General features: G+C 61.6%; 27 protein-coding genes. 10 read left to right on the plus strand and 17 right to left on the minus strand.

Annotated features, from left to right (window positions below; genetic code table 11):
* Positions 1-24 precede the first annotated feature (24 nt).
* Complete coding sequence (locus HX811_RS27245; protein WP_177048236.1) at positions 25-1,080, minus strand: aminopeptidase; 1,056 nt, start codon at positions 1,078-1,080, stop codon at positions 25-27.
* 142 nt (positions 1,081-1,222) lie between these two features.
* Between HX811_RS27245 and HX811_RS27250 the strand changes: the two genes are divergently transcribed.
* Complete coding sequence (locus HX811_RS27250; RefSeq protein WP_177048238.1) at positions 1,223-1,645, plus strand: hypothetical protein; 423 nt, start codon at positions 1,223-1,225, stop codon at positions 1,643-1,645.
* Here the strand turns inward: HX811_RS27250 and HX811_RS27255 are convergent, their stop codons facing one another.
* The gene (locus HX811_RS27255; protein ID WP_177048240.1) at positions 1,646-1,891 is read right to left on the minus strand and encodes a DUF1161 domain-containing protein; all 246 of its coding nucleotides are present in this window, start codon (positions 1,889-1,891) and stop codon (positions 1,646-1,648) included.
* Between the two features lie 112 nt (positions 1,892-2,003).
* The gene (locus HX811_RS27260) at positions 2,004-2,435 is read right to left on the minus strand and encodes an OsmC family protein (RefSeq protein WP_008439587.1); all 432 of its coding nucleotides are present in this window, start codon (positions 2,433-2,435) and stop codon (positions 2,004-2,006) included.
* Positions 2,436-2,652: 217 nt separating this feature from the next.
* Between HX811_RS27260 and HX811_RS27265 the strand changes: the two genes are divergently transcribed.
* A complete protein-coding gene (locus tag HX811_RS27265) occupies positions 2,653-3,654 on the plus strand; it encodes an LLM class flavin-dependent oxidoreductase (protein ID WP_087694564.1) in 1,002 nt (333 codons plus the stop codon).
* A gap of 118 nt (positions 3,655-3,772) precedes the next feature.
* Here the strand turns inward: HX811_RS27265 and HX811_RS27270 are convergent, their stop codons facing one another.
* Together HX811_RS27270 and HX811_RS27275 are read right to left on the minus strand one after the other, a co-directional pair.
* Entirely contained in the window at positions 3,773-4,000 is a 228-nt protein-coding gene (locus tag HX811_RS27270) for a DUF1161 domain-containing protein (RefSeq protein WP_003214893.1), read from the minus strand.
* A gap of 117 nt (positions 4,001-4,117) precedes the next feature.
* Complete coding sequence (locus HX811_RS27275) at positions 4,118-4,333, minus strand: dodecin (RefSeq protein WP_008439585.1); 216 nt, start codon at positions 4,331-4,333, stop codon at positions 4,118-4,120.
* A 156-nt stretch (positions 4,334-4,489) separates the two neighbouring features.
* On the opposite strand from HX811_RS27275, the gene HX811_RS27280 reads away from it, so the two are divergent.
* Positions 4,490-4,816 carry a YqjD family protein gene (locus tag HX811_RS27280; protein ID WP_003170746.1) on the plus strand — a complete coding sequence of 109 codons (327 nt, stop codon included), beginning with the start codon at positions 4,490-4,492 and terminating at the stop codon, positions 4,814-4,816.
* Here the strand turns inward: HX811_RS27280 and HX811_RS27285 are convergent.
* Positions 4,813-5,709, minus strand: a complete 897-nt coding sequence (locus HX811_RS27285; protein ID WP_177048242.1) for a LysR family transcriptional regulator — start codon at positions 5,707-5,709, stop codon at positions 4,813-4,815. The two genes, HX811_RS27280 and HX811_RS27285, sit on opposite strands and share 4 nt — an antisense overlap.
* A 109-nt stretch (positions 5,710-5,818) precedes the next feature.
* Between HX811_RS27285 and trpB the strand changes: the two genes are divergently transcribed.
* The 3 genes from trpB (at position 5,819) to HX811_RS27300 (ending at position 8,438) form a co-directional block, all read left to right on the plus strand.
* A complete protein-coding gene (gene trpB, locus HX811_RS27290) occupies positions 5,819-7,045 on the plus strand; it encodes a tryptophan synthase subunit beta (protein ID WP_003214899.1) in 1,227 nt (408 codons plus the stop codon).
* Positions 7,045-7,854 (plus strand): tryptophan synthase subunit alpha, encoded by an 810-nt coding sequence (gene trpA, locus HX811_RS27295; protein WP_003214901.1) that lies wholly within the window; start codon positions 7,045-7,047, stop codon positions 7,852-7,854. The genes trpB and trpA overlap by 1 nt, the downstream gene beginning before the upstream one ends.
* A gap of 140 nt (positions 7,855-7,994) precedes the next feature.
* Complete coding sequence (locus HX811_RS27300) at positions 7,995-8,438, plus strand: anti-virulence regulator CigR family protein (protein ID WP_177048244.1); 444 nt, start codon at positions 7,995-7,997, stop codon at positions 8,436-8,438.
* Between the two features lie 237 nt (positions 8,439-8,675).
* Here the strand turns inward: HX811_RS27300 and HX811_RS27305 are convergent, their stop codons facing one another.
* The 6 genes from HX811_RS27305 to HX811_RS27330 form a co-directional block, all read right to left on the minus strand.
* Positions 8,676-9,980: an MFS transporter gene (locus HX811_RS27305; protein ID WP_003213647.1), complete on the minus strand. Its 1,305-nt coding sequence runs from the start codon at positions 9,978-9,980 to the stop codon at positions 8,676-8,678.
* A gap of 172 nt (positions 9,981-10,152) precedes the next feature.
* Positions 10,153-11,301 (minus strand): galactonate dehydratase, encoded by a 1,149-nt coding sequence (gene dgoD, locus HX811_RS27310; protein ID WP_003213645.1) that lies wholly within the window; start codon positions 11,299-11,301, stop codon positions 10,153-10,155.
* A 33-nt stretch (positions 11,302-11,334) separates the two neighbouring features.
* On the minus strand, positions 11,335-11,955 hold the full coding sequence (locus HX811_RS27315) for a 2-dehydro-3-deoxy-6-phosphogalactonate aldolase (protein WP_003213643.1): 621 nt from the start codon (positions 11,953-11,955) through the stop codon (positions 11,335-11,337).
* 13 nt (positions 11,956-11,968) lie between these two features.
* Positions 11,969-12,937 carry a 2-dehydro-3-deoxygalactonokinase gene (locus HX811_RS27320; RefSeq protein WP_003213641.1) on the minus strand — a complete coding sequence of 323 codons (969 nt, stop codon included), beginning with the start codon at positions 12,935-12,937 and terminating at the stop codon, positions 11,969-11,971.
* Between the two features lie 102 nt (positions 12,938-13,039).
* Positions 13,040-13,366, minus strand: coding sequence for a DOPA 4,5-dioxygenase family protein (locus tag HX811_RS27325; protein WP_003213639.1), 327 nt, complete (start codon positions 13,364-13,366; stop codon positions 13,040-13,042).
* A 31-nt stretch (positions 13,367-13,397) separates the two neighbouring features.
* Entirely contained in the window at positions 13,398-14,348 is a 951-nt protein-coding gene (locus HX811_RS27330) for a LysR family transcriptional regulator (RefSeq protein ID WP_008439576.1), read from the minus strand.
* A 103-nt stretch (positions 14,349-14,451) separates the two neighbouring features.
* Here HX811_RS27330 and betC point away from each other — a divergent pair, with 103 nt between their 5' ends.
* From betC to HX811_RS27345, 3 genes are all read left to right on the plus strand, one after another.
* Positions 14,452-15,966, plus strand: a complete 1,515-nt coding sequence (betC, locus tag HX811_RS27335; RefSeq protein WP_008439571.1) for a choline-sulfatase — start codon at positions 14,452-14,454, stop codon at positions 15,964-15,966.
* Between the two features lie 16 nt (positions 15,967-15,982).
* The gene (choX, locus tag HX811_RS27340) at positions 15,983-16,903 is read left to right on the plus strand and encodes a choline ABC transporter substrate-binding protein (protein ID WP_177022425.1); all 921 of its coding nucleotides are present in this window, start codon (positions 15,983-15,985) and stop codon (positions 16,901-16,903) included.
* Between the two features lie 165 nt (positions 16,904-17,068).
* The gene (locus HX811_RS27345) at positions 17,069-18,637 is read left to right on the plus strand and encodes a SulP family inorganic anion transporter (protein ID WP_102367812.1); all 1,569 of its coding nucleotides are present in this window, start codon (positions 17,069-17,071) and stop codon (positions 18,635-18,637) included.
* Positions 18,638-18,751: 114 nt separating this feature from the next.
* On the opposite strand, the gene aroE is transcribed toward HX811_RS27345, so the two are convergent.
* Together aroE and hemF are read right to left on the minus strand one after the other, a co-directional pair.
* Positions 18,752-19,570 (minus strand): shikimate dehydrogenase, encoded by an 819-nt coding sequence (gene aroE, locus HX811_RS27350; protein ID WP_177048246.1) that lies wholly within the window; start codon positions 19,568-19,570, stop codon positions 18,752-18,754.
* Positions 19,570-20,499 (minus strand): oxygen-dependent coproporphyrinogen oxidase, encoded by a 930-nt coding sequence (hemF, locus tag HX811_RS27355; protein ID WP_003213625.1) that lies wholly within the window; start codon positions 20,497-20,499, stop codon positions 19,570-19,572. Before hemF ends, aroE begins: the two co-directional genes overlap by 1 nt.
* Before the next feature lie 158 nt (positions 20,500-20,657).
* On the opposite strand from hemF, the gene HX811_RS27360 reads away from it, so the two are divergent.
* Complete coding sequence (locus HX811_RS27360; RefSeq protein ID WP_076013283.1) at positions 20,658-21,635, plus strand: NADPH:quinone reductase; 978 nt, start codon at positions 20,658-20,660, stop codon at positions 21,633-21,635.
* Positions 21,636-21,774: 139 nt separating this feature from the next.
* Here HX811_RS27360 and HX811_RS27365 read toward each other — a convergent pair whose 3' ends face one another.
* From HX811_RS27365 to HX811_RS27375, 3 genes are all read right to left on the minus strand, one after another.
* Positions 21,775-22,332, minus strand: a complete 558-nt coding sequence (locus HX811_RS27365) for an L-threonylcarbamoyladenylate synthase (protein WP_017477928.1) — start codon at positions 22,330-22,332, stop codon at positions 21,775-21,777.
* Between the two features lie 54 nt (positions 22,333-22,386).
* A complete protein-coding gene (dprA, locus tag HX811_RS27370; protein ID WP_003213620.1) occupies positions 22,387-23,481 on the minus strand; it encodes a DNA-processing protein DprA in 1,095 nt (364 codons plus the stop codon).
* Between the two features lie 63 nt (positions 23,482-23,544).
* Entirely contained in the window at positions 23,545-24,333 is a 789-nt protein-coding gene (locus tag HX811_RS27375; RefSeq protein ID WP_177048248.1) for a peptidoglycan-binding protein, read from the minus strand.
* Between the last annotated feature and the right edge of the window lie 144 nt (positions 24,334-24,477).

Raw genomic sequence — 24,477 nt, forward strand, 5'->3', positions numbered from 1 at the left:
GCCGGGCTTGCCCGCGATGAGGCCCTACCGGCCAACCACTTGCCCGGATCCCTCCAACGCCCTCAGGGCCGCCTTGCGCTGATCCACCGGCAACCCGCCCAGCTTCTCCACCGCGACAAAAAACCTCGCCCAATCCCCGCCTTCCTGCCGGAACAACGCGGCAAACGCCGGCACCCACTGGTCATACAGCCCAAACGGCAACAGCCTTGCGTTGTTCATCGGCAAGTTCATCCAGGCGTCATAGCGCTTTTCGCCGCCCCACTGGCTATCGCGCATTTGCCGGTAGTCACGGCGCAGGCGCTCGAACTCAGCGGCCTTGGCCTGGCGCATGGCATCTGCCGCCAGTGGCTGCGCATACAACTGCTCCAGGCGTTTGCGGGTATCGAGCACCAGCCGGGTGAACTGGTCGCGCTGCTTCAGCGCCGACTCGCTGGCAGGCGGCAAGCCTTGGGCGGCGCGCCATTGCCGGGTACCTTCCTGCTCGACGAAGGTGGCGTACGACTCGTTGAACTCGGTGTCGTCCTTCACATAAAACCGCTGGTGCGCCAGCTCATGAAAAATCAGCGTGGCCAGGCGCTCGTCCCCCCAGCTCATCATCGAACTCATGATCGGGTCGTTGAACCAGCCGAGGGTGGAATAGGCCTCCACGCCGCCAATCGACACATCCATGCCTTGCTGCTTCAACAAAGCCGCCTGGCCGCGTGCGGCGCCCTGGTTGTAGTAGCCGCGATAGGCCACGCAACCGGCAATCGGGAAGCAGTGGGTTTGCGGGGACAGGGAAAATTCAGGCGTGGCGAACACGTTCCAGACCACGTAAGGGCGGCCGATATCGGCATACAGCCGGTAACTCTGGTTATCCGGCAGGTGCAGGTGTTCGCTGGCGAAGGTGCGGGCTTTCTGCGACTGCGCCAAGTGCTCGCGCAGCACCTGTGGCCGGGACGGGTCGGCGACGACCGCGGAGACAGGCTCCCGGGCACGCAGCAATTGCCATTGGCCGTCTGCCAGTTGGCTGTAATAACTGACGCTGGAACAGCCGCTGAGCAACAGCAGCATCAAGCCGGGAAGCAAACGCCTGATCATTAAAACCTCTCGCCGGTAACCATCCCGCCAGACTATCTCGCCTGTGGGGAATTTTTCCATGGCGTGGCGTGTTTATACTCATGGGGAGCGTGCTGCCGAACGCAGCCGTTCAAAAAACCATTCCTACAGTTGAGTGCTTAACATGCGTCAGCTACTGCTTCCCGTCGCCGCGATTTTTCTCAGTGCCTGTGCGTCGACGCCACTACCGCCGGTTGATCCACTCCAAGCCTGGGTCGACTTCGCTACCCCGACACCCGGCGCCAAGCTGGTAATGGCGCAACGCCTGGACGGGAAAAACCTGAACGACGGGCGCTTCTTCCAAATGCCGCCTGGCAGCCATAAGCTGATGGTACGTTTTGATTTCGAGGTGCCTACCGGCGGCAGTTTCGGCGGGTTTGGCCAAACCACTGACCGTACCTGCTTCATGACCCTGCAATACGACCGTTTCGAGGCGGGCCAGCGCTATCGCCTGGAAGGGCGCTCACTGGGCTACAACCCGAATATCCGGCTGTACAACAAAGCGGGTCAATTGCTGGCCGAAGAACGTAGCGTCAACTGCATCTGATCAGTCGTTGTTCTTCTGGTAGATAATGATTTTGGTGCCGTTTTCGCAGGTGCCGACACGCATGGCCTCGTCATGCTTCTCGCCTTCTTCCTTGCTGACGATTTCGAGCGTGTAGGAGGGAACGGCGTTGGCCTGGATCTTGACTTCGATCTCGTCTTTGAGCTCTTTACAATCTTTTATCTCGCCAGCAGCCAGGGCCGACGTGGCCACCGCACCGCAGATAATCGCCAAGACAAAACGTTTCATGTGTGAAGCTCCCTGAATGCATGCGCACGGGTGTACGCTAAGTCTGCATCGGCTATTCGACCACACTTGCACCTGCAGGGGCGAGCAAGCTCACCCCTGCAAGGGGGTTGCATCAACTAACCAGCGTGCCATCCAGGGTAATGGTTGCATTCAGTACCTTGGACACGGGGCATCCTTCCTTGGCCTTTTTGCTCAGCTCATCGAACTGCGCCTGGCTGGCGCCCGGGATCTTCGCCTTGAGGGTCAGGTGCACGGCAGTAATCGCAAAGCCACCGTCCACTTGGTCCAGGGTCACTTCGGCCTGGGTGTCGATGCTGTCGGCCTTGAGCCCGGCATCGCCGAGAATCATGGAAAACGCCATGGAGAAACAACCAGCATGGGCTGCGCCGATCAGTTCTTCAGGGTTGGTGCCCTTGCCACCTTCGAAACGGGCCTTGAAGCCGTAAGGCGCTTCACGCAGAACGCCGGTTTCGGTGGAAATGGAACCCAGGCCAGTCTTCAGGTCGCCTTCCCAATGCGCGGATGCTTTTTTAACAATACTCATAGCGGTCTCCTCGAACGGTGGTTTTGCGTCAGTAAGGGTTCTGAGGATAGACGCCACGGCAAAGTTCATCTTGTCGGAGAAACCTAGCGATTAAGTAGGAAATTTCACCATCGCTATTGAATCTCGGGTATATGCCCTCATTGCATAGGACATGCACATGAAGCGGCAGGTTTTGGTTCGTCTAAGAAGCCTGCGCCCCCATTGGAGAAGCAGGCTTATGAAATCGCTGTCCGACGTAAAGTTCTCGACCCTCGACCTCGTGCCCGTGCGTGCCAACGGCAGCCCGGCGCAGTCGCTGCGCAATTCCCTGGACCTGGCCCAGCACGTGGAAAAATTCGGCTACAACCGTTTCTGGGTCGCCGAACACCACAATATGGACGGCATCGCCAGCTCGGCGACCTCGGTATTGCTGGGTTACCTGGCCGGTGGCACCTCGACGATCCGTGTCGGTTCCGGTGGCGTGATGCTGCCCAACCACGCACCGTTGGTGATCGCCGAGCAGTTCGGCACCCTGGAAAGCCTGTACCCGGGCCGCATCGACCTGGGCCTTGGCCGCGCACCAGGCTCCGACCAGATGACCGCCCGCGCGCTGCGCCGTGAACGCTCCGGCAGCGCCGATGATTTCCCGGAAGACGTGGCAGAACTGATGGCCTACCTTGGCCCGCGCACCCCGGACCAGCGCGTGATCGCCGTACCCGGCACGGGCACCAATGTGCCTGTGTGGCTGCTGGGCTCAAGCCTGTTCAGTGCACAACTGGCGGGCGAGCGCGGTTTGCCTTACGCCTTTGCCTCACATTTCGCACCGCGCCTGATGCATGAAGCGATTCGCGTCTATCGCAACCACTTCAAGCCTTCGGCCGTGCTGGACAAGCCCTACGTGATGCTCGGCATCCCGTTGGTGGCCGCCGATACGGATGAACAGGCTGATTACCTGGCCACCTCGGTGTACCAGCGAATTCTCGCTTTGATGCGTGGGCAAAGCCTGGTGCAGCGCCCGCCGGTCAAGACCATGGACGGCCTGTGGCTGCCCCATGAGAAAGACGCTGTAGGCAGTTTCCTTGGCCTGGCCATGGTGGGCAGCCCACAGAAGATCCGCGCCAAGCTGGAAGTGCTGGTGGAGCAGACCGGCGCGGATGAGCTGATCTTCACCTGTGACCTGTACGAGCATGCCGACCGGATTCATTCCTACGAGCTGCTGGCGCAGGTCATGAAGGGCTGAATCCAGGAGTGAGGCGGAACGCAGAGCATCCCAGGCTTCATTCCCACGGGGAGCGAGGGATCGCAGGCATAAAAAAACCGACGCACTTGCGTCGGTTTTTTACGTCTGCAACACGGGATCACCCGCGCTTGTAGGCGATTTCCTTGGTACCGGCTTCACAGCTGCCGACAACCGTGTGGTCACTAGGTGCAGCACCTTTGTCCACGATTTCCAGGGAGTAGCCCGAAGCGCCTTTAGCGTCGATTTTCGCCGCAATCTCGCTTTTCAGCTCTTCACAAGGCTTGCCCGCCGCCAGGGCCGTGCCCGCAATGCTCAACAAACCTACCGCCAACAAAAAGTTCTTCATCCGTCACTTCCTTGGGTTGATCGAAAGGAAGCACGTCGCCGCTCGTCACGTCGACGTGCCTAAAGGTTGTAGCGGAGTTTATGGCAATCGGCCAGCGCGCAAGTTCAACCGGCTCAATCAACTACTGGCAATTCGGAACCCTACCTTGAGGGTGACCTGGAAATGCGCAGCCTTGCCGTCCTTGATGTGGCCACGGGTTTCGGTCACTTCAAACCACTCCAAGTGCTTGATGCTCTTGCTGGCTTCAGCCAGGGCATTGTTGATGGCCTCCTCGATGCTGGTCGCGGAAGAGCCCACCAGTTCGACTTTCTTGTAGGTGTGATGATCACTCATAAGTTTTTCTCCTGGGGTCGTTAATCAAGACTAGCAGTGAATTCTCGTACTGCTTCTGGCGGCTATTGCGATGTGAAAGTTCAGATTTACTGCACTTTCTGAAACCGCCGCAGTCGGAAACAACACACGCCACTCAATCACTCCAGGAGAGCCCACATGGCCAACACCTCTTTACGCAAAGCGTCATTGGAAAGCATGGAAGCCGAGATTTCGAGCCTGCTCAAATCTTTGGAAAGCCTCAAGGACGATGCGTCTGACGAGTCGCGCAAAACCCTGAAGGCCCTGAAAAGCAATGCCGAGAACGCTCTCAAGCATTCCCGCCACCTGATCAGCGATGCCTACGAAGAAAGCAAAGTCAAAATCCGCGAAACCGGTGTTGCAACACGGGACTACGCGCAAGAGCATCCATGGACTACCGCCGGTGTTGCCGTCGGCGCGCTGGGTCTGCTGGCGGCTTACTTGCTGTGCAAACGCGGCGACTAAACGTCCTGGCGCGCAAGCTCAGCCTTGAGCCACTGCGCCAGTTGCCCGGCGCGCCCATCTGCGGCGCGCTTGGGTAGCCACAACGCCAGTTGCGCCGGGGTTTCACTGAAACCCCACGGCGCAACCAGGCGACCCGCTCGCAGGTCCTCTGCCACCAGCGGCTCAGGCGCAATTGCTACCCCCAGCCCGGCCACCGCCGCCTCCAGCAAATAATACAAATGCTCAAACCCCTGACCGTACTTCAACGCGCCAGCGTCGATCCCATGGTGCTGGGCCCAGCTGGGCCAGGCTTGCGGGCGTGAGGTAGTGTGCAACAGGGCCTCATTCAGCAGCGCCTCGGGAGGCGCCTGGCGCAATCGCTCGTAATGGGCAAAACGCGGGCTCATGACCGGGCCGATGCGTTCGCTGGCCAATTCGTACACCTGCATATCCGCCGGCCATGGAGGTTCGGCGAACACCAGCAGCGCGTCCAGGCCGGGGCGGCGTGGGTCAAGATCGCCTTCACCCGCCGACAGATGCAGGCGCAAATCCGGCAACTCGGCGTTCAGGCGCCCCAGACGCGGAATAAACCAGCGCGCCAGCAGGCTGCCGGAGCAGCCGAGCACAAACGGCGCATCGGCACTGCTTTGCGTGAGCTCGGCGCAGGTGTCCCTCAGTCGCTCGAAGGCCTCGAAACTCGCATCCCGCAGACGAACGCCGGCATCTGTGAGTTTGAGGCCGCGCCCGTCCTTGGCGAACAGGCTTACACCAAGGTGTTCTTCCAACACCTTGAGCTGCCGGCTGACCGCACCATGGGTCACGTGCAGTTGCTCAGCGGCCTGGCTAACGCTGTTCAGGCGCGCAGTCGCCTCAAAAGCGCGCAAGGCATTCAGCGGTGGGAGGTCTCGGCTCATCTGTGAGTTTTCCTGACAGGTTGTGGCGATCTTATCGGTTTTCACGTGGAAGCGTCAGGGGTAGAGTGACCGTCATTGCCTCTTACACATTTTCTACCTGGAGCGTCCCATGACTCAGACCCAGACCGATTTACGCAACGGCCCGGATGCCAATGGCCTGTTTGGTTCGTTCGGCGGCCGCTACGTGGCGGAAACCCTGATGCCGTTGATCCTTGACCTGGCCCGCGAATACGAAGCGGCCAAGATCGATCCGGCCTTCAACGAAGAACTGGCCTACTTCCAGCGCGACTACGTCGGACGCCCAAGCCCGCTGTATTTCGCCGAACGCCTGACCGAGTTCTGCGGCGGCGCCAAGATCTACCTCAAACGCGAAGAGCTGAACCACACCGGCGCCCACAAGATCAACAACTGTATCGGCCAGATCCTGCTGGCGCGGCGCATGGGTAAAAAACGCATCATCGCCGAGACCGGCGCCGGCATGCACGGTGTGGCCACTGCCACCGTCGCCGCGCGTTTCGGCCTGCAATGCGTGATCTACATGGGCACCACCGACATCGAGCGCCAGCAGGCCAACGTATTTCGCATGAAGCTGCTGGGCGCTGAAGTGATCCCGGTGGTCGCCGGCACCGGCACCCTGAAAGACGCGATGAACGAAGCCCTGCGTGACTGGGTGACCAACGTCGACAGCACCTTCTACCTGATCGGCACCGTGGCCGGTCCGCACCCGTACCCAGCCATGGTTCGCGACTTCCAGGCCGTGATCGGCAAGGAAACCCGTACCCAGCTGCAAGCCCAGGAAGGCCGTCTGCCCGACAGCCTGGTGGCGTGCATCGGCGGCGGTTCCAATGCCATGGGCCTGTTCCACCCGTTCCTGGATGACACCAGCGTCGAAATCATCGGCGTTGAAGCGGCCGGCTACGGCATCGAGACCGGCAAACACGCGGCCAGCCTCAACGGCGGCGTACCGGGTGTGCTCCACGGCAACCGTACCTTCCTGTTGCAGGACGACGATGGCCAGATCATCGACGCCCACTCGATCTCCGCGGGCCTCGACTACCCGGGCATCGGCCCTGAACACGCCTGGTTGCACGACATCGGCCGCGTCCAGTACACCTCGGTGACCGACGACGAAGCCCTCGACGCCTTTCACAAATGCTGCCGCCTGGAAGGGATTATTCCTGCACTGGAAAGCGCCCACGCCTTGGCCGAAGTGTTCAAGCGCGCGCCGACCTTGCCGAAAGATCACCTGATGGTGGTCAACCTGTCCGGCCGTGGCGACAAAGACATGCAAACCGTGATGCACCACATGGAACAGTCCAAGCAGGAGAAACACTGATGAGCCGCCTGCAAACACGTTTTGCGCAACTGAAAGAACAAAACCGCGCCGCCCTGGTGACCTTCGTCACCGCTGGCGACCCGGGCTATGACACCTCGCTGGCGATCCTCAAAGGGTTGCCGGCGGCCGGCGCCGATGTGATCGAGCTGGGCATGCCGTTCACTGACCCGATGGCTGACGGCCCGGCCATTCAACTGGCCAACATCCGCGCGCTGACCGCCAAGCAGAACCTCACGAAAACCCTGCAAATGGTTCGCGAGTTCCGCGAGGGCAACAGCGACACGCCGCTGGTGCTGATGGGCTACTTCAACCCGATCCACATGTACGGCGTGCCACGCTTCATCAGCGATGCGAAAGAAGCCGGCGTCGACGGCCTGATCGTGGTCGACATGCCGCCGGAACATAACGGCGAGCTGTGCGACCCGGCCCAGGCTGCCGGTATCGACTTTATCCGCCTGACCACGCCGACCACCGACGACGCGCGCCTGCCGACCGTGCTCAACGGCAGCTCAGGGTTTGTGTACTACGTCTCGGTGGCCGGTGTGACCGGCGCAGGCGCCGCGACCCTGGAACACGTCGAAGAGGCCGTGACCCGTCTGCGTCGGCATACCGACCTGCCGATCAGCATCGGTTTCGGCATCCGCACCCCGGAGCAGGCCGCTGCAATCGCCCGCCTGGCAGACGGTGTGGTGGTGGGGTCGGCACTGATCGATCACATAGCCAACGCCAGCAATGATCAACAGGCCATCGACGGTGTATTGACCCTGTGCTCGGCGCTGTCGGAAGGTGTACGCAACGCCCGTAAGTAAGCGGCTCGTAAGCGGTAGGTAAAGTTCCTGATACAGAGGAATCATGCTGGCAAATCAGTACCTAAGCTAACAAGACCAAGGGATTTCGAACGTGGTTCGAGATCCCTTTTTTGTTCGTGCAGTACTGAGGAAACAGCCCCATGAAAATCCCCAAACGTTTGATTGCAGGTGTAGGCGTGCTGGTGCTTGGCGCCAGCGCCCTGGTCCAAGCTGCGCCCTATGATCAGGGTGGCGGACCTGACCGTGGTGGCCCACAGGGCCAGCACGATCAACGTGGCGATGACCATCGCGGGCCGCAGGACAACCACCGTGGCGGGCCGCCTCAGGACTTTGGTCCTGTGAGACAGGTCATCCGCGACAACCATGGCGACTTCCACCGTGGCGCACCACCGCCTCCCGGCATCCACCTGGTGCGCGGCCAGCGCCTGCCGCCAAACTACTATGGTGAGCGTCTGGACCCACGGGCGCTGGGCCATCTGCCGCAATACCCTGGTTATGAATGGCGCCGTTCGGGTGGGGACATCGTATTGATCGCCGTTGGCACCAGCATCGTCTATCAGATTCTGGATGGCGCGCTGTACTAGAGCCGGACTGCTTTTGTGGTGAGGGAGCTTGCTGTGGCTAGGGAGTTGGTGTGGCTGGGGAGCTGGTGTGGCTGGGGAGCTGGTGTGGCCGGGGAGCTGGTGTGGCCGGGGAGCTGGTGTGGCGAGGGAGCTTGCTCCCGCTGGGCTGCGCAGCGGCCCCAAAATCCTGGGAGCGCTGCGCACTCCAGCGGGAGCAAGCTCCCTCGCCACCGCAAGCTCCCTCGCCGCAGCAGTCGCCTAAATCTCGATACGCTCGACCTTGCCGACCAGCAAGATGTAGGACAACGCCCCCAGCAACGCCAGCACCGCGATGTACGTAATCGCCGGTGCAAACGAATCCCCGGTGGCCAGAAAGCCAATCACGATCGGCGTGGTAATCGCCGACAGATTGCCGATGAAGTTGAACACCCCTCCGGTCAGCCCCAGCAGCCTTGCCGGCGCCAGGGTCGACACCAGCGACCAGGTGATCGACGCCAGGCCATTGCCGAAAAACGCCACCGCCAGAAACGCAATCACCCACGCCGTGGAATCAACAAAGTTGGCGCCGATGATCGCCGTGGAAATCAATAGCCCGCCAATGATCGGCAACTTGCGCGCAAACCCCACGGACGCTCCCCGGCGAATCAGCCAATCGGAAAACAGCCCCGAACACAGCACCCCGACAAACGCCGCCAGAAACGGCAGCGACGCCAGCAGGCCGGACTTGATGAAGTCCATGCCGCGATATTTCACCAGGTAGGTCGGAAACCACGTCAGGAAAAACCACAACGTGGAATTCAGGCAGAACTGCCCCAGGTAGATCCCCCACAGCTTGCGCTTGCTCAACACGATGCCGAGGTCGACCCAGCTGAACGGTGCCTTGGCCGCCTGCGCCTGGATGTCCACCAACCCGCCGCCTTCGCGGATCAGCTCGATTTCCGCCGCATTCGCGCCTTTGAAATCCCGTGGCTCGCGGTACACCGCGTACCAGATCAACGCCCACACAATGCCCACGCCGCCGGTGGCGACAAACACCATGTGCCAGCCAAAGGTGTGTTGCAGCCAGGCCAACACCGGCGTGAGAAACGCCAGCCCGACAAATTGCCCGGAGGTATAAACGCCGATCGCCGTGGCCCGTTCACGCTCGGGGAACCAAGTGGTGACCACGCGGCTGTTGATCGGGTAGGCCGGGGCCTCCAGGGCGCCCACCGCCATGCGCAATACGAACAGCGCGATGAAGCTGGCGGCGAAACCGAGCATCACCGTGGCCACCGACCACAGCAGCAGGGCGACGCTGTAGAGAATGCGCGGCGGCACCCGGTCCACCAGCCAGCCGCCGGGAATCTGCATGGCCGCGTAGGTCCAGCCGAACGCGGAGAAGATCAACCCGACATGCACCGGGTCGATCCCCAGCTCGCTGGTCAGGGCCGGAGCGGCAATCGACAGGTTGCTGCGGTCCAGGTAGTTGATCACCACGGTGATGAACAGCAGCACCATGATGAAGAAACGCTTTCGGCTGGGCGTGACTAAAGAAGCCTGCCCGGTGAAGGACTCGGATTGCATGGGGGTTGCCTCTTCTTATGGTTATTGAGGACAGGTCTTACTGACGAAACGCGATACCTGTGGGAGCTGGCTTGCCTGCGATAGCGGAGTGTCAGCGCCGCAGATGCAAGCTGACTCACCGCTATCGCAGGCAAGCCAGCTCCCACACTGACGGTGTTTCTTCAGGAGGAAATCACCACTCCGCGAAGCTGCCGTCGGCATGCCGCCAGATCGGATTGCGCCAGCGATGCCCGATGGCCGCGCGTTCGATCACGTATTCCTCGTTGATCTCGATGCCCAGGCCTGGCCCGTTGGGGATTTTCACAAAGCCCTGGTCGTAGTCGAAAACACCCGGATCGCGCACGTAATCCAGCAGGTCATTGCTCTCGTTGTAGTGAATGCCCAGGCTCTGTTCCTGGATGAACGCGTTGTAGCAAACCGCATCCAGCTGCAGGCACGCTGCCAGGGCAATCGGGCCGAGCGGGCAGTGCAGGGCAAGGGCCACGTCGTAGGCTTCGGCCATGTTGGCAATCTTGCGGGTTTCGGTGATACCGCCGGCGTGGGACGCATCCGGCTGGATGATGTCGACGTAGCCTTCGCTGAGCACGCGCTTGAAGTCCCAGCGCGAGAACAGGCGCTCGCCGAGGGCAATCGGGGTGCTGGTGAGCGGCGCCAGTTCTTTCAGCGCTTCGTAGTTTTCGCTGAGCACCGGTTCTTCGATAAACATCAGTTTGTAGGGGTCGAGTTCCTTCATCAGCACCTTGGCCATGGGTTTGTGCACCCGGCCATGGAAGTCGACGCCGATGCCGACGTTTGGACCGACCGCATCCCGCACGGCGGCGACGTTGGCCAGGGCCTGGTCGACTTTTTCGAAGCTGTCGAGAAATTGCAGCTCTTCGGTGCCGTTCATTTTCACCGCAGTAAAACCACGGGCCACGGCTTCCTTGGCGGCGCGGGCAGTGTCGGCCGGGCGGTCGCCACCAATCCATGAATACACGCGGATCTTGTCGCGCACCTGGCCACCCAGCAGGTCGCTGACCGACACGCCGAGGGCCTTGCCCTTGATGTCCCACAGCGCCTGGTCGATACCGGCGAGAGCGCTCATATGGATCGCGCCGCCACGGTAGAAACCGCCGCGATAGAGCACGGTCCAGATGTCTTCGATATTGCGTGGGTCCTTGCCGATCAAGTAGTCGGACAATTCTTCGACGGCGGCAGCAACGGTGTGGGCGCGGCCCTCGACAACGGGCTCGCCCCAACCGGTCACGCCCTGGTCGGTTTCAACCTTGAGGAAGCACCAGCGCGGCGGGACGATGAAGGTGGTCAGTTTGGTGATTTTCATCTTCTTATCTCTCTTGTAGATGGAGAACGCTGATCAGCCCAAGGCATGCCAGGCCGCGACGTAGGCCTGGGCGTTGCTCGCCACTTGGGCGACGCTCATGCCCGGCTTGAATAACCCGGAGCCCAAGCCGAAGCCTTTGACGCCCGCGTCGAAAAATACCTGCATGTTGTCCGGGGTGATGCCGCCTACCGGCAGCAGCACGGTGCCGGCGGGCAGTACCGCGAGCCAGGCCTTGACCACCGCCGGGCCCATTTGCTCGGCCGGGAACAGCTTCAGCACGTCGGCGCCTTCGGCCAGCGCGGCAAACGCTTCGGTGGGCGTGGCCACACCCGGCGACAGATACAGGCCCGCGGCCTTGGCGGCTCGCAGCACCTTGGCATCGCTATGGGGCATGACGATCACCTGGCCGCCGGCGGCTTTGACTTGATCGACCTGTTCCGGGGTCAGCACGGTGCCGGCGCCGATCAGGCAATCGGCGGGCAGGCTGTCCCGCAGGATGCGGATGCTGGAATAAGGATCCGGCGAGTTCAGCGGCACTTCGATCACCCTGAAGCCCGCCGTGTACAACACCTCGCCGATCGCCAGCGCCTCCTCCGGTCGCAGGCCGCGCAGGATCGCGATCAAACCGTTGTGTGTCAGTGCTTGCTTGAGCATGTCGGGCCTCTCGTCAGGTTGCAGGCAGCAGCCCCGCCGCCATGGCCAGCTGCCAAAGGCCACGCTCGGTAGCCTCCTGCGCCAGGGTCACGTGGGGGAAGCCACAGAGTTGGAGTGCACGCTGGTAGCGGGTGCAGAGTTGGGGTGTGCCGACCAGGACGATGTCGCGCTGCTGGCTGGGCTTGCGAGTGCGCAGGCCGGTCAGTTCGTGGCCGATCAACAGCCCGGACAGATAGTCCGGTTGCTCGTCAGGCGCCAGCTCGCCGGTCAATCCCAGGGAGCGTGCGCTGAACAAGTTCGACAACAGCCCCGTTTGGCCGTCTGCCGACAGCGCAACCTGAACGCCGCGATCAAAAGCGGCCACCTGGAACTGTTCGGAAGGGCGCTGGGTGCGCCCCAGAATGCTGTGTTGACTGAGCACGGCGAACAACTCGCCGGTCATGAAAGTATCGAAGTGAGTGATGCAGCCTTCCACCACCTCCACCCACTTGGAATGGCTGCCCGGCAGGCCGATCAATACGTCGCGCCCGGTATGGGCAGACAGGCTTTGCAGCACGCCGAGCACCTGGGTTTCTTCACCGCGCATCACATTGGGCAACGCGCCGCGTTGAATCACGCCGGGCACGATGTGCACCGCTGCGCCCCGCAGGCTGCGCACCACATGCAGCGCCTGGCCGAGGGTAGAGACGTCGGCCGGGGTGTCGCGGTAAGCCGCTTCGCTCCAGCCCTGGGCGCTGCCGACCATGCCGCAGGCGATAACGGGAAGGTCGGGCTGGGTGTCGAGCCAGTCACCGCAGGCTGCGTCGAATGCCAGCTCGAACCCGTTGCTGCAGCGAACACCGGCTATTTCCCGGGCTTCAGTGGGCAGGTGCATGATCCCCGACGCCAAGGTGCGCCGTTCGATCACGACGCCTGCCGGGCCGAGCTTGTAAGCACGAAGGGAACTGGTTCCCCAATCGAGCGCGATCAATTGCGCCTGCATCGCTTCACCTGAGTGTTCTGAGCGGATGAGGCGAATATAAACCCAAGACCGGCAAAGTCTCAATATATAAATATCAGTCCCATATATAGGGAAATTAAAGACTTAAAATATTGACAGATCCAGCGTGCGCATCGCCCCCATCCAGATCGCGTGTTCGGTGTGGTCCTTGAGGTCATCACCGGTGGTCGGGTGCAGGAACACCACCAGGCCGTTGCGGTTGAGGGCCAGCCAAGGCAGCACGACGCCGATGTATTCAGGTTCGAATGCCAGCTGGCAGCTCCAGTCCGGGTGCGGGCCCACCGGGCGTTCATGCACGCGGCCCATGCGCAGCGGAAACAATTGCGCGGCGTCTTCGCAGAGTTTGCGCGCCTGGTCGATGGTGTTGGCGTCGAAATAGATGTGGGCGTGGTAGCCCTTGATACGTTGCATGACAGGCTCCGGGCTCATTGATCGGCAAATCCTAGACCGCAATGGACGGCAGGGCCAGACCGGTCAGCGATTGTGCGCTGCTGGCCTGTTCGGTCATCAGCCAGTCGACGAAACGCTCGATCAACTGGCTGCGGCGTTTGCGCTGGGGCAGCACCACGTAATAGCCGAAGCGCGAGATCACCGTGTCGCCAATCGGCCGGCACAGCCATTTTTGCTCCAGCAGGTTATCCACAAGGTGACGCCAGCCGATGGCCACGCCCTGGCCCGCGATCGCGGCCTGGATCAACAGCGTGTAATTGTCGAAACGCAGTTGGCCCGGGGTGGGCGCCGTGGTGATGCCCAACTCACGGAACACGCCGCTCCAGTCGAACCACTGGTTGTTGTTTTGCTGGCGCAGGTGCAGCAAGGGGAACTCCAGCAGGCTCTGCACCGATAGTGGCGCGACTCGGTCCTGGAGTAGCTGCGGGCTGCACACCGGGAACACTTCCTCGTTGAACAGCCACAGGCTGTCGCCCTGTTTGAAGCGGCCGTCACCGAACAGCACCGCTACGTCGATATCGCTGCGCAACGTGGCGTGGTTACGCTCGCTGGTGACCAGGCTCACGTCCACCTGCGGGTTGGCTTCATGGAAACGATGCAGGCGTGGCATCAGCCAATACGCGGCGAAGGCAAAGTCGGTCGCCACCTGCAGGACTTCATGCTGGTCCTGCTCGGCAATCGCGCTCAGGCCCTGGTTGATGCTCTGCAAACCGGCCTGTACCTGCTCGAATAACAAGGCGCCCGCGTCGGTCAGCTCGATGCCACGGTAGATGCGATCAAACAGGCGCACCTTCAGCTGTTCTTCCAGGCGCTTGATCTGCTGGCTGATGGCCGGCTGAGTGGTGCCCAACTCCATCGCCGCTGCCGTAAAGCTGCGTTGGCGCGCTGCGGATTCAAAGGCACGCAGCAGGTCGAGTGACAGGTGACCGAGGGATTCATACATAAGCTGGGCTTATCCTAGACATTGCTTCTCATGGGCTTTACCACGATTTCCATGGCCTGCATGCTCATTCGCATAAACATCGACTATGGAATGCCGCGAAACCATGAAGCGCAAGAACATTCTTTTTATCATGGCCGATCAAATGGCCGCGCCGATGCTTCCGTTCTACGGTCCTTCGCCTATCAAACTGCCGAACCTGAGCCGTCTCGCCGCCGAGGGCGTGGTGTTCGATGCCGCCTATTGCAACAGCCCGCTGTGTGCTCCGTCGCGCTTTACCCTGGTGAGTGGCCAGTTGCCGAGCAAGATCGGCGCCTACGACAACGCAGCCGATTTCCCCGCCGACGTGCCGACCTATGCCCACTACCTGCGCCGCCTCGGCTACCGCACCGCGCTGTCGGGCAAGATGCATTTTTGCGGCCCCGACCAGCTCCACGGCTATGAAGAACGCCTGACCAGTGACATCTACCCGGCCGACTATGGCTGGGCCGTGAACTGGGATGAGCCGGACGTGCGCCCCTCCTGGTACCACAACATGGCGTCGGTGCTGCAGGCCGGGCCGTGCGTGCGCACCAACCAGCTGGATTTCGACGAAGAGGTAGTGTTCAAGGCCCAGCAGTACCTGTTCGACCATATCCGCGAAGATGGCGACCAGCCGTTCTGCCTGACCGTGTCGATGACGCACCCACACGACCCTTACACCATTCCCAAACCGTTCTGGGACCTGTACGACGACAACGACATCCCGCTGCCTGCAACACCGCCACAGGCTGACCTCGACCCTCACTCCCAGCGCCTGCTCAAGGTCTATGACCTGTGGGACAAGCCGCTGCCGCTGAACAAGATCCGCGATGCACGCCGCGCCTACTTCGGCGCGTGCAGCTACATTGACAGTAACGTCGGCAAGCTCCTGCAAACCCTGGAAGACACGGGCCTGGCCGATGACACCATCATCATCTTCTCCGGCGACCACGGCGACATGCTCGGCGAACGCGGGCTCTGGTACAAAATGCACTGGTTTGAAATGGCCGCCCGGGTGCCGCTGCTGATCAGCGCGCCGGGGCAGTTTGCGGCCGGCCGGGTGACCGCCGCCGTGTCCACCGCCGACCTGCTGCCTACCCTGGTGGAACTGGCCGGCGGCGAGCTGGACCCGAGGCTGGCGCTGGACGGTCGCTCGCTGGTCTCTCACCTGCAAGGGCAGGGCGGGCACGACGAAGTGTTCGGCGAGTACATGGCCGAGGGCACCATCAGCCCGCTGATGATGATTCGCCGTGGCGCCTACAAGTTCATCTACAGCGAGGACGATCCTTGCCTATTGTTCGATGTGCACAACGACCCGCACGAGCGGGAGGACCTCAGCCAGTCACCGGAACACCGGCCACTGTTCGAGGCGTTTTTGCATGAAGCGCGGGCCAAATGGGACATCCCTGCGATCCACCAGCAGGTGCTCGCCAGCCAACGCCGTCGCCGCCTGGTGTTCGAGGCGCTGACCCAGGGCAAGCTGAAGAGCTGGGACCACCAGCCACTGGTAGACGCCAGTCAGCAATACATGCGCAACCACATCGACCTCGACGATCTGGAGCGCAAGGCACGTTTTCCACAACCCTGCCAAAACCAATAAAACTGAGGGGAAGGCCATGCAAAAGTTATCCACCGTGTTGAGCGTTGCGCTGCTGGCATTGAGCAGTGCCGGCGTCTACGCGGACACCAGCTGCGACACCGTGAAGATGGCCGATCCGGGCTGGAGCGATATCGCCGCCACCAATGCCATTACCGGTTTCCTGTTGAACGGCATGGGCTACAAGGCCAAGGTCGATACCCTTGCGGTGCCGATCACCTTTGGCGGGCTCAAGGACGGCCAGGTGGACGTGTTCCTGGGTAACTGGATGCCGGCGCAGCAGGGCTTCTACGACAAGTTCGTGGCCAATGGCGATGTGGTGCAACTGGCGAAGAACCTCGACGGCACCGAGTTCACCCTGGCCGTGCCGGACTATGTCTGGGACGCCGGGGTGCATGACTTTGCCGACCTGAACAAGTTTGCCGACAAGTTCGACAAGAAGATCTACGGCATCGGTTCGGGTGCGCCGGCGAATCTCTCGTTGCAGGAAATCATCAAGAAAAACGACTTCGACCTGGGCCAGTGGAAGCTGATCGAGTCCAGTGAACAGGCGATGCTGGCCGAAGTGTCCCGGGCGGTGAAAAAGCAGAAGTTCGTGACCTTCCTCGGCTGGACGCCGCACCCGATGAACGTGCAGTTGAAGATGCATTACCTCAAGGGTGGGGAGAAGTACTTTGGTGACACCGGCAGCGTGTATACGTTGACCCGCAAGGGCTATGCACAGGCGTGCCCGAATGTGGGGAAATTGCTGACCAACCTGAGTTTCACCCAGGAGATGGAGAACGCCATCATGGCTGAGGTGGTGAACAAGAAGCTCAGTAATGCGGACGCGGCGAAGGCGTGGATCAAGGCGAACCCGGCGGTGCTGGACAAGTGGCTGGACGGGGTTAAAACCGTGGACGGTCAAGATGCGCTGGCCGCTGTAAAAGCCAAACTCTGATGCACTGATCGTTCCCACGCTCTGCGTGGGAACGCATCCGGTGACGCTCCGCGTCACGACTCAAGAGCGGACGCAGAGCGTCCAGGACGGCATTCCCACGCAGAGCGTGGGAACGATCATCATGAGCCTGATACTCTGATTCAAACCTCTTCAACCGAGTTTCCAATGCCCTGGCCCAACCGCCATACACTCTTCCCCTTCCTCAGCTGGCTCCCGCGCCAAACCCGCGCCAGCGTCGGAAGGGACGCGGTCGTCGGCCTGAGCGGTGCAGTCCTGGCATTACCCCAGTCCATTGCCTACGCGCTGATCGCCGGTCTCCCACCGGAGTACGGCCTGTACGCCGCGATCATTCCGGTACTGATCGCCTGCTTATGGGGTTCTTCCTGGCACCTGATCTGCGGCCCCACGGCAGCCATCTCTATCGTGCTGTACGCCAGCGTCAGCCCGTTGGCCGTGCCCGGCTCCCAGGACTACATCACACTCATCCTGTTGCTGACATTCCTGGCCGGCGTCTTCCAATGGCTGTTGGGCATGCTGCGCTTCGGCGCCCTGGTGAATTTCGTCTCGCATTCAGTGGTGCTCGGCTTCACCCTCGGCGCTGCGGTGGTGATCGCCCTGGGCCAACTGCCCAACCTGCTGGGGCTGGACCTGCCCAGCCAGGCCACGGCGATCAACAGTCTGCTGGCGCTGATCAACCATGCCGGGGAGTGGAATCGTCCTTCACTGGTGCTCGGGCTCGGCACCTTGCTGGTGGGGGTGCTGCTGAAACTCTGGGTACCGCGCTGGCCAACCCTGTTGATCGCGCTGGCCCTGGGCAGCCTCATCCCGTGGCTGTGGCCGGCGATGTTCGGGGAGGTGGCGCGGGTCAGTTCATTTGTCGGCAAGCTGCCACCGTTCAGCCCGCTGCCGATGGATCTGGACATGGTCCTGCGCCTGCTGCCGAGTGCCGTGGCGGTGGGCATGCTGGGGCTGGTGACCAGCCTGTCGATTGCGCGCTCACTGTCGGCCCGCTCCCAACAATTGCTCGATGCAAATCAGGAAGTGCGCGCCCAGGGTTTATCCAACATCGTCGGTGGATTTTTCTCCGGGTACTTGTCGGCGGGTTCCTTCACACGGTCGGGCCTGAGTTATGAGGCAGGCGCCTGTTCGCCGCTGGCGGGGGTGTTTTCCGCACTGTGGGTGGCGTTGTTCGCGCTGTTCGGTGCGGCATTGATCGCGCATATCCCGATCCCGAGCATGGCCGCCAGCATCCTGCTGATTTGCTGGGGGTTGGTCGACCATCGTGGTATTCGGGCGCTGTTCCGGGTCAGCCGCGCAGAGTTCGTGGTGATGAGCCTGACCTGCATCGCCACGCTGTTGCTGGAGTTGCAAACGGCCATTTACGCCGGGGTGCTGGCGTCGCTGTTTTTCTACCTCAAGCGCACCTCGCAGCCGCGGGTCCAGCAATGGCGTGACGGTGAGGACGATGTGCTGCGGGTCGGCGGGTCGATCTTTTTTGGCGCCAGCCATTACCTGCAGGTGCGGCTGCAAAGCCTGCACGGCCAGCGGGTGGTGATCGAGGCGCAGCAGATCAACTTCATCGACTATTCCGGGGTGGAGATGCTGCACCAGGAAGCGCGCCGATTGAATGGAGTGGGGCGCAGCCTGGCGTTGCGCAAGGCCCGGCCACAGGTGGTGGAAGAGTTGAGGAAACTGGAAGGGGCCGACCAATGCCCCATCCATTTCGAAGACTGAATGCGGTTGAAACTGTGGGAGCTGGCTTGCTCGCGAATGCGGTGTGACAGTCGCCGTATGTATCAACTGATCCACCGCATTCGCGAGCAAGCCCGCTCCCACATTTGGATTGCGTCAGGCCAGTTGGCTACGCAATTCAGCCAGCACCGGCGCGGAGTCCGGTCGAACGCCGCGCCACAGGAAGAACGCTTCCGCGGCCTGTTCCACCAGCATCCCCAGGCCATCCATTGCCACCGCCGCGCCCTGCTCACTGGCCCAGCGGCAGAAAGCCGTAGGCTCTTTGCCGTACATCATGTCGTAGCAAAAGGTCTTGCCCGGCTCAACGAGGCTGCCGGCAATCGGCGGTACATCGCCTGACAGGCTGGCGGACGTGGCATTGATGATCAGGTCCACCGGTTCACGCAGCCAGTCGAAACCGCTGGCGGACACCGGGCCGAGGTCGTCGAACAGCTCGGCGAGCAATTCCGCTTTTTCCACGGTGCGATTGGCAATGATCAGCGAAGCCGGCTGCTCAGCCAGCAATGGCTCCAACGCGCCGCGCACCGCACCACCGGCGCCCAGCAGCAGGATGCGTTTGCCTTGCAGGCTGAACCCGGCATTCACCGTCAAATCCCGCACCAGGCCGGCGCCGTCGGTGTTGTCTCCCAACAGGCTGCCATCGCCGAGCTTGCTCAGGGTATTCACCGCGCCGGCCCGTTGGGCGCGTTCGGTCAGGGCGTTGGCCAGGCGATAGGCCTCTTCCTTGAACGGTACGGTGACGTTGGCGCCACGGCCTTGTGCGAAAAATGCTTTTGCACAGCCGGTGAAATCCTCCAACGGCGCGAGCAAGGTGCTGTAGTCCAGTTGCTCGCCGGTCTGTTCGGCGAACAGACGGTGAATCAGCGGCGACTTGCTGTGGCCGATGGGGTTGCCGAAGACGACATAACGATCCATCAGACCGCCGCCTTGGGCAGCACACCCAGCCAGTCGCGGTCTTGCAGGAAGTAGTCGGTTAGGCGCGCTTCTTCGCTGTCGGGGGCGGCTTTCCAGTCATAGCTCCAGCGCACTTGTGGTGGCAGCGACATCAGGATCGACTCGGTACGCCCGCCCGATTGCAGGCCAAACAAAGTGCCACGGTCGTAGACCAGGTTGAACTCGACGTAGCGGCCACGGCGGAATTCCTGGAATTCGCGCTGCTGCTCGGTATAGGCCATGGCCTTGCGGCGCTGGACGATCGGCAGGTAGGCGTCGATGTAGGCGTCGCCGATGGCGCGCATGAAGGCGAAGCTGGTGTCGAAGTCCCACTCGTTCAAATCATCGAAGAACAAACCGCCGATGCCACGCGGTTCGTTGCGGTGCTTGATGTGGAAGTAGGTGTCGCACCAGGCCTTGTAGCGTGAATAAACGTCCGGGCCAAACGGCGCGCAGGCCTGTTCGGCGACGCGGTGCCAGTGGATGCAGTCTTCTTCGTTGCCGTAGTAGGGCGTCAGGTCGAAGCCGCCGCCAAACCACCACACCGGCTCTTCGCCTTCTTTTTCAGCGATGAAAAAACGCACATTGGCGTGGGAAGTCGGCACATGCGGGTTGTGCGGGTGGATCACCAGCGACACGCCGAGGGCTTCAAAACCGCGACCGGCCAATTCCGGGCGATGGGCACTGGCGGACGGTGGGAGGCCGCTGCCAAACACGTGGGAAAAGTTAACGCCGCCTTTCTCGATTACCGAACCGTTTTCGATCACACGGGTGCGACCGCCGCCGCCGGCAGGCCGGGTCCAGGCGTCTTCGATGAAGCGAGTGTCCGTCTCGAAGGTTTCCAGGGCGCTGCAAATGCGGTCTTGCAGGTCAAGCAGGTAGGCTTTGACAGCCTCGGTGCGGGTAGTCATGACATCACCTTGAATCGGGCAACGCTACACGAGGCCATTGGGCATCGGCGGCAAATGGGCGCACAGGATACCACTGCACCCACTGCTGCCACAGTTGACGAAGATCAAGCTTAGGAGTCCGATAGGGGGCTACGCGAAATGACTTAAGGAGAGTGCAGATGGCCAAACGTATCCAGTTCCGTGCCCATGGCGGCCCCGAAGTGCTTGAGTATGTGGACTACACCCCGGCAGAACCCGGCCCGCAGCAGGTTCGCGTGCAGAACAAGGCCATTGGCCTGAACTTCATCGACACCTATTTCCGCAGCGGCCTGTATGCACCACCGGCCTTGCCGTCGGGCCTGGGCGCGGAAGGTGCCGGCGTGGTTGATGCGGTGGGCAGCGAAGTCACTCAATTCAAGGTCGGCGATCGCGTGGCCTACGGCAGCGGCCCGCTGGGTGCCTACAGCGAATTGCATGTGTTGCCGGCTGCCAACCTGGTGCACCTGCCGGACGACATCAGCTTCGAACAAGCCGCCGGCGCGATGCTCAAGGGCCTGACGGTGCAGTACCTGTTGCGCCAGACCTATGAGTTGAAGGGCGGCGAAACCATTCTGTTCCACGCCGCTGCCGGTGGCGTCGGCTCCCTGGCTTGCCAATGGGCCAAGGCCTTGGGCGTGAAGCTGATCGGTACCGTGAGTTCGCCGGAAAAAGCGGCGCTGGCCAAATCCCTCGGCGCCTGGGAAACCATCGACTACAGCAAGGAAAATGTCGCACAACGCGTGCTGGAACTGACTGACGGCAAGAAGTGCCCAGTGGTGTACGACGGCGTAGGCAAGGACACCTGGCTCACATCCTTGGACAGCGTCGCGCCACGCGGGCTGGTGGTGAGTTTCGGTAATGCTTCGGGGGCGGTGGATGGGGTCAACCTGGGGATTCTGGCGGCCAAGGGCTCGCTGTATGTAACCCGGCCGACATTGGCGACCTATGCCAACAACCCGGAAAACCTGCAGGCGATGGCGGATGATCTGTTTTCGATGATCATCAGCGGGAAGCTGCAGATTGATATTAACCAACGGTTTTCGTTGGGGGATGCGGCGAAGGCGCAAATTGAGTTGTCGGCGCGGCGGACGACTGGGTCGACCATTCTGTTGCCTTAGGGCTCTAGTTCTCTGGGGCCTGTAAGGGCCTCATCGCGGGCAAGCCCGGCTCCCACTGGTTCTGCGGTGAACATAAATTTTGTGTTCGCTGCAGATCAGTGTGGGAGCCGGGCTTGCCCGCGATGGCCGCGACTCGGTCTTAAGACGGCCGCACAACCTCACCCGTCGCCAGATCCCGAATCAGACTCGGGTTCTTGCGCCCCCCCAGATTCCCCCCCAATACCAGATCCACCTGCCCGCGGAAGTACTGCTCCACACGAATCCGCGTGCGCGCCGCCGGGCGGCCCTGCGGGTTGGCCGAGGTGGAAATCAGTGGCCCGACCAGCGAGCACAGATCCCGCACTTGCGGATGATCAGTCACCCGCAACGCCACCGTGTCATGCACCCCGGTAATCCACTCGGGCAGCAAGTTCTGATGGGGCACCAGCCACGTATTCGGGCCAGGCCAGGTACTGGCCATGCGGTCCATCCACTCATCGGGAAAGTCTTCGAAGAGAAAATCGAACTGACGGATATTGTCGGCAATCAGGATCAGCCCCTTATCCACAGACCGGCCCTTGATCGCCAGCAACCGATCCACCGCTTCTTCGTTCCAAGGGTCACAGCCCAGGCCCCAGACCGCTTCGGTTGGATAGGCAATCACTGCGCCTGCGCGAATTTCTCGTGCGGCTTCTCGCACCCGCCACCTGTTGACCATTGCTCACTCTCCGGACTAAAGCTCTGCGCAGTTTACCGATCTTCGTTACAAAACCTAGCCGCGCGCAAGCCAGCGCCCGCTTTCGCAGATCACTCGGCCTTCCAGTTCCAGCTCCGTCAGGCTGGCCAGCACCTCGGACAAGGCCCTGCCACTGGCAATCGCCAGGGCTTCACTGGTGTGGGGCGCCGCGTGCAACAGCGCCACCAGCGGATGATTGACCGCAATCGGCGCCGGGCGGGAGAGGGCCTGCCAGCCACGCAGGTTTTCGAGAATGTGCTCGATGGTTTCCACCAGCACCGCGCCATCGCGGATCAGTTGATGGCAGCCTTTGGCCCCGGGGTGATGGATGGAGCCGGGGATGGCGTATACCTCGCGCCCTTGCTCCGCCGCCAGCCGCGCGGTGATCAGCGAACCGCTGGCCATGCTGGCCTCCACCACCAGTACCCCAAGCGACAGGCCACTGATAATACGGTTGCGGCGCGGGAAGTTGCCGGCCTGGGGCGCGGCGTCCAACGGAAACTCGGAAACCACGGCGCTGCCTTGGGCAATCATCGCCTCGGCCAAGCGTCGATGGCGCTGTGGATAAAAATTTTCGAGCCCGGTGCCCAGCACGCCGATTGTATGTCCACCAACATCCAAAGCCGCCTGGTGAGCAGCACCGTCGATACCCAGGGCAAGGCCACTGGTGATGACAAAACCGGCACTCGCCAGGCTGCGGGAAAACGCGGCGGCGGTATCCATTCCTGGCCTGGAGGCGCGACGGCTGCCGACCATCGCCAGCTGCGGTTTCTCCAGAATCGCCGGGTTGCCGGCGACGAATAATAGCGGGGGTGCGTCATCCAATTCTGCAAGCAATGCCGGGTAGTCGGGTTGGTCCCACATCAGCAAATGCTGGGCCGGACGCTCCAACCAGGCCAATGCCGCACTGGCACCATCACGTACTTCCTCGCAACGCCGGGCATCGGCGCTGGCCACCTTGAGCCCCAGGGAGCGCCAGGCACTGGCCGGTGCGCTGATGGCTTTTGACGCAGAACCAAAGGCCTCGATAAGTTTTTTAAAGCCCTTGGGACCCAGTTCCGGCAGCCTGTGCAAGCGTAGTCGGGCTTCCAGTTCTGCCGGGGAAATTTCACGGTCATTCGTCGGTAACATATGATCGTCCTTGATCGGAACAAGCTGTGGATAACTCTGTTGGTAACTTATTTAGCAACCTAATTATTGTCTTCGTTCTGGCGCCTCAAAACGGTCCATTACCGCCAGCGAACGCGACGCGCTGAGCACCAGGCCGTAGCTGAGCTTTTCGTAGGTGCGGAACACCAATAGCGTCCCGGCCGGCTCGTCGGGCATCTTCACCGGAGCACCGGTTACTCGGTCCCGAACGGTTTCCCCGGTTTTCACCACGGCCAGCAAATGGCCTTCCATCAGGCCGTCACGACGGCCCTTGTTCAGCGTCACCGCGTCCAGCACGCCGATCTGCGTCACGCCCCGTGGCACGTCGATGATGTGCCCGGCGGTGGCGCGAGCAGGCATCTGAATCACCAGGCTGGCCAGGTCGGTGGGCGCTTGCTGGCTGAGCAATCGGTCGCCGGGCCGCACTTCCTGGGTGACGCGCTGCACACCCAACGTGCTGACATCGCCCGCAGTCACAAAACGTGCGGTGCCAATGTCGTCGACGTCGATACCCAGCAGTTCCTGGCTTTGCGGGTCGGTATAGGCCTTGCCGCGACGGAAGATCCCGTAGCTTTCGGCGGTAGGGTCCAGGGCACCTCGCGCATAAATACGCTCGCCATCGGCGCCCAATACTCGTCCGGCATCTGCTGCAACAATATAGGGAGCGTGCTCCAGTTCCTGGGGGGTATCGAGAATGCGGTTGTGCAGTAAAAAGCGCTGGATGGCCTGCTGCGTATGAAGTGGCAACGGTTGGCCGGCCTGTGGATAGCTCTCGGGAACCTGGGCAATAACGGCTTGGGCCCACAGCAGCAAGACGAGTAGCGATTTCCTCATGGGGTGAATCTCCTTTATTATGTGCATTCGCGTGAAACGCCTTGGCCTTCGCGGCTTTCGGACGTTTTCCCACGGCACTTATTCCGGCACATCAAGGGTCCATCCCCGGCGCCGACTTGCCTTTACCTCACATGTGCAGCAATT

The sequence above is a fragment of the Pseudomonas sp. F8002 genome (assembly GCF_013385495.1).
Lineage (GTDB): Bacteria > Pseudomonadota > Gammaproteobacteria > Pseudomonadales > Pseudomonadaceae > Aquipseudomonas.

Coding starts and splice junctions, on each gene's coding strand:
- HX811_RS27245 (WP_177048236.1), bottom strand. CDS start 1,080: ATGATCAGGCGTTTGCTTCCCGGCTTGATGCTGCTGTTGCTCAGCGGC.
- HX811_RS27250 (WP_177048238.1), top strand. CDS start 1,223: ATGCGTCAGCTACTGCTTCCCGTCGCCGCGATTTTTCTCAGTGCCTGT.
- HX811_RS27255 (WP_177048240.1), bottom strand. CDS start 1,891: ATGAAACGTTTTGTCTTGGCGATTATCTGCGGTGCGGTGGCCACGTCG.
- HX811_RS27260 (WP_008439587.1), bottom strand. CDS start 2,435: ATGAGTATTGTTAAAAAAGCATCCGCGCATTGGGAAGGCGACCTGAAG.
- HX811_RS27265 (WP_087694564.1), top strand. CDS start 2,653: ATGAAATCGCTGTCCGACGTAAAGTTCTCGACCCTCGACCTCGTGCCC.
- HX811_RS27270 (WP_003214893.1), bottom strand. CDS start 4,000: ATGAAGAACTTTTTGTTGGCGGTAGGTTTGTTGAGCATTGCGGGCACG.
- HX811_RS27275 (WP_008439585.1), bottom strand. CDS start 4,333: ATGAGTGATCATCACACCTACAAGAAAGTCGAACTGGTGGGCTCTTCC.
- HX811_RS27280 (WP_003170746.1), top strand. CDS start 4,490: ATGGCCAACACCTCTTTACGCAAAGCGTCATTGGAAAGCATGGAAGCC.
- HX811_RS27285 (WP_177048242.1), bottom strand. CDS start 5,709: ATGAGCCGAGACCTCCCACCGCTGAATGCCTTGCGCGCTTTTGAGGCG.
- trpB (WP_003214899.1), top strand. CDS start 5,819: ATGACTCAGACCCAGACCGATTTACGCAACGGCCCGGATGCCAATGGC.
- trpA (WP_003214901.1), top strand. CDS start 7,045: ATGAGCCGCCTGCAAACACGTTTTGCGCAACTGAAAGAACAAAACCGC.
- HX811_RS27300 (WP_177048244.1), top strand. CDS start 7,995: ATGAAAATCCCCAAACGTTTGATTGCAGGTGTAGGCGTGCTGGTGCTT.
- HX811_RS27305 (WP_003213647.1), bottom strand. CDS start 9,980: ATGCAATCCGAGTCCTTCACCGGGCAGGCTTCTTTAGTCACGCCCAGC.
- dgoD (WP_003213645.1), bottom strand. CDS start 11,301: ATGAAAATCACCAAACTGACCACCTTCATCGTCCCGCCGCGCTGGTGC.
- HX811_RS27315 (WP_003213643.1), bottom strand. CDS start 11,955: ATGCTCAAGCAAGCACTGACACACAACGGTTTGATCGCGATCCTGCGC.
- HX811_RS27320 (WP_003213641.1), bottom strand. CDS start 12,937: ATGCAGGCGCAATTGATCGCGCTCGATTGGGGAACCAGTTCCCTTCGT.
- HX811_RS27325 (WP_003213639.1), bottom strand. CDS start 13,366: ATGCAACGTATCAAGGGCTACCACGCCCACATCTATTTCGACGCCAAC.
- HX811_RS27330 (WP_008439576.1), bottom strand. CDS start 14,348: ATGTATGAATCCCTCGGTCACCTGTCACTCGACCTGCTGCGTGCCTTT.
- betC (WP_008439571.1), top strand. CDS start 14,452: ATGAAGCGCAAGAACATTCTTTTTATCATGGCCGATCAAATGGCCGCG.
- choX (WP_177022425.1), top strand. CDS start 15,983: ATGCAAAAGTTATCCACCGTGTTGAGCGTTGCGCTGCTGGCATTGAGC.
- HX811_RS27345 (WP_102367812.1), top strand. CDS start 17,069: ATGCCCTGGCCCAACCGCCATACACTCTTCCCCTTCCTCAGCTGGCTC.
- aroE (WP_177048246.1), bottom strand. CDS start 19,570: ATGGATCGTTATGTCGTCTTCGGCAACCCCATCGGCCACAGCAAGTCG.
- hemF (WP_003213625.1), bottom strand. CDS start 20,499: ATGACTACCCGCACCGAGGCTGTCAAAGCCTACCTGCTTGACCTGCAA.
- HX811_RS27360 (WP_076013283.1), top strand. CDS start 20,658: ATGGCCAAACGTATCCAGTTCCGTGCCCATGGCGGCCCCGAAGTGCTT.
- HX811_RS27365 (WP_017477928.1), bottom strand. CDS start 22,332: ATGGTCAACAGGTGGCGGGTGCGAGAAGCCGCACGAGAAATTCGCGCA.
- dprA (WP_003213620.1), bottom strand. CDS start 23,481: ATGTTACCGACGAATGACCGTGAAATTTCCCCGGCAGAACTGGAAGCC.
- HX811_RS27375 (WP_177048248.1), bottom strand. CDS start 24,333: ATGAGGAAATCGCTACTCGTCTTGCTGCTGTGGGCCCAAGCCGTTATT.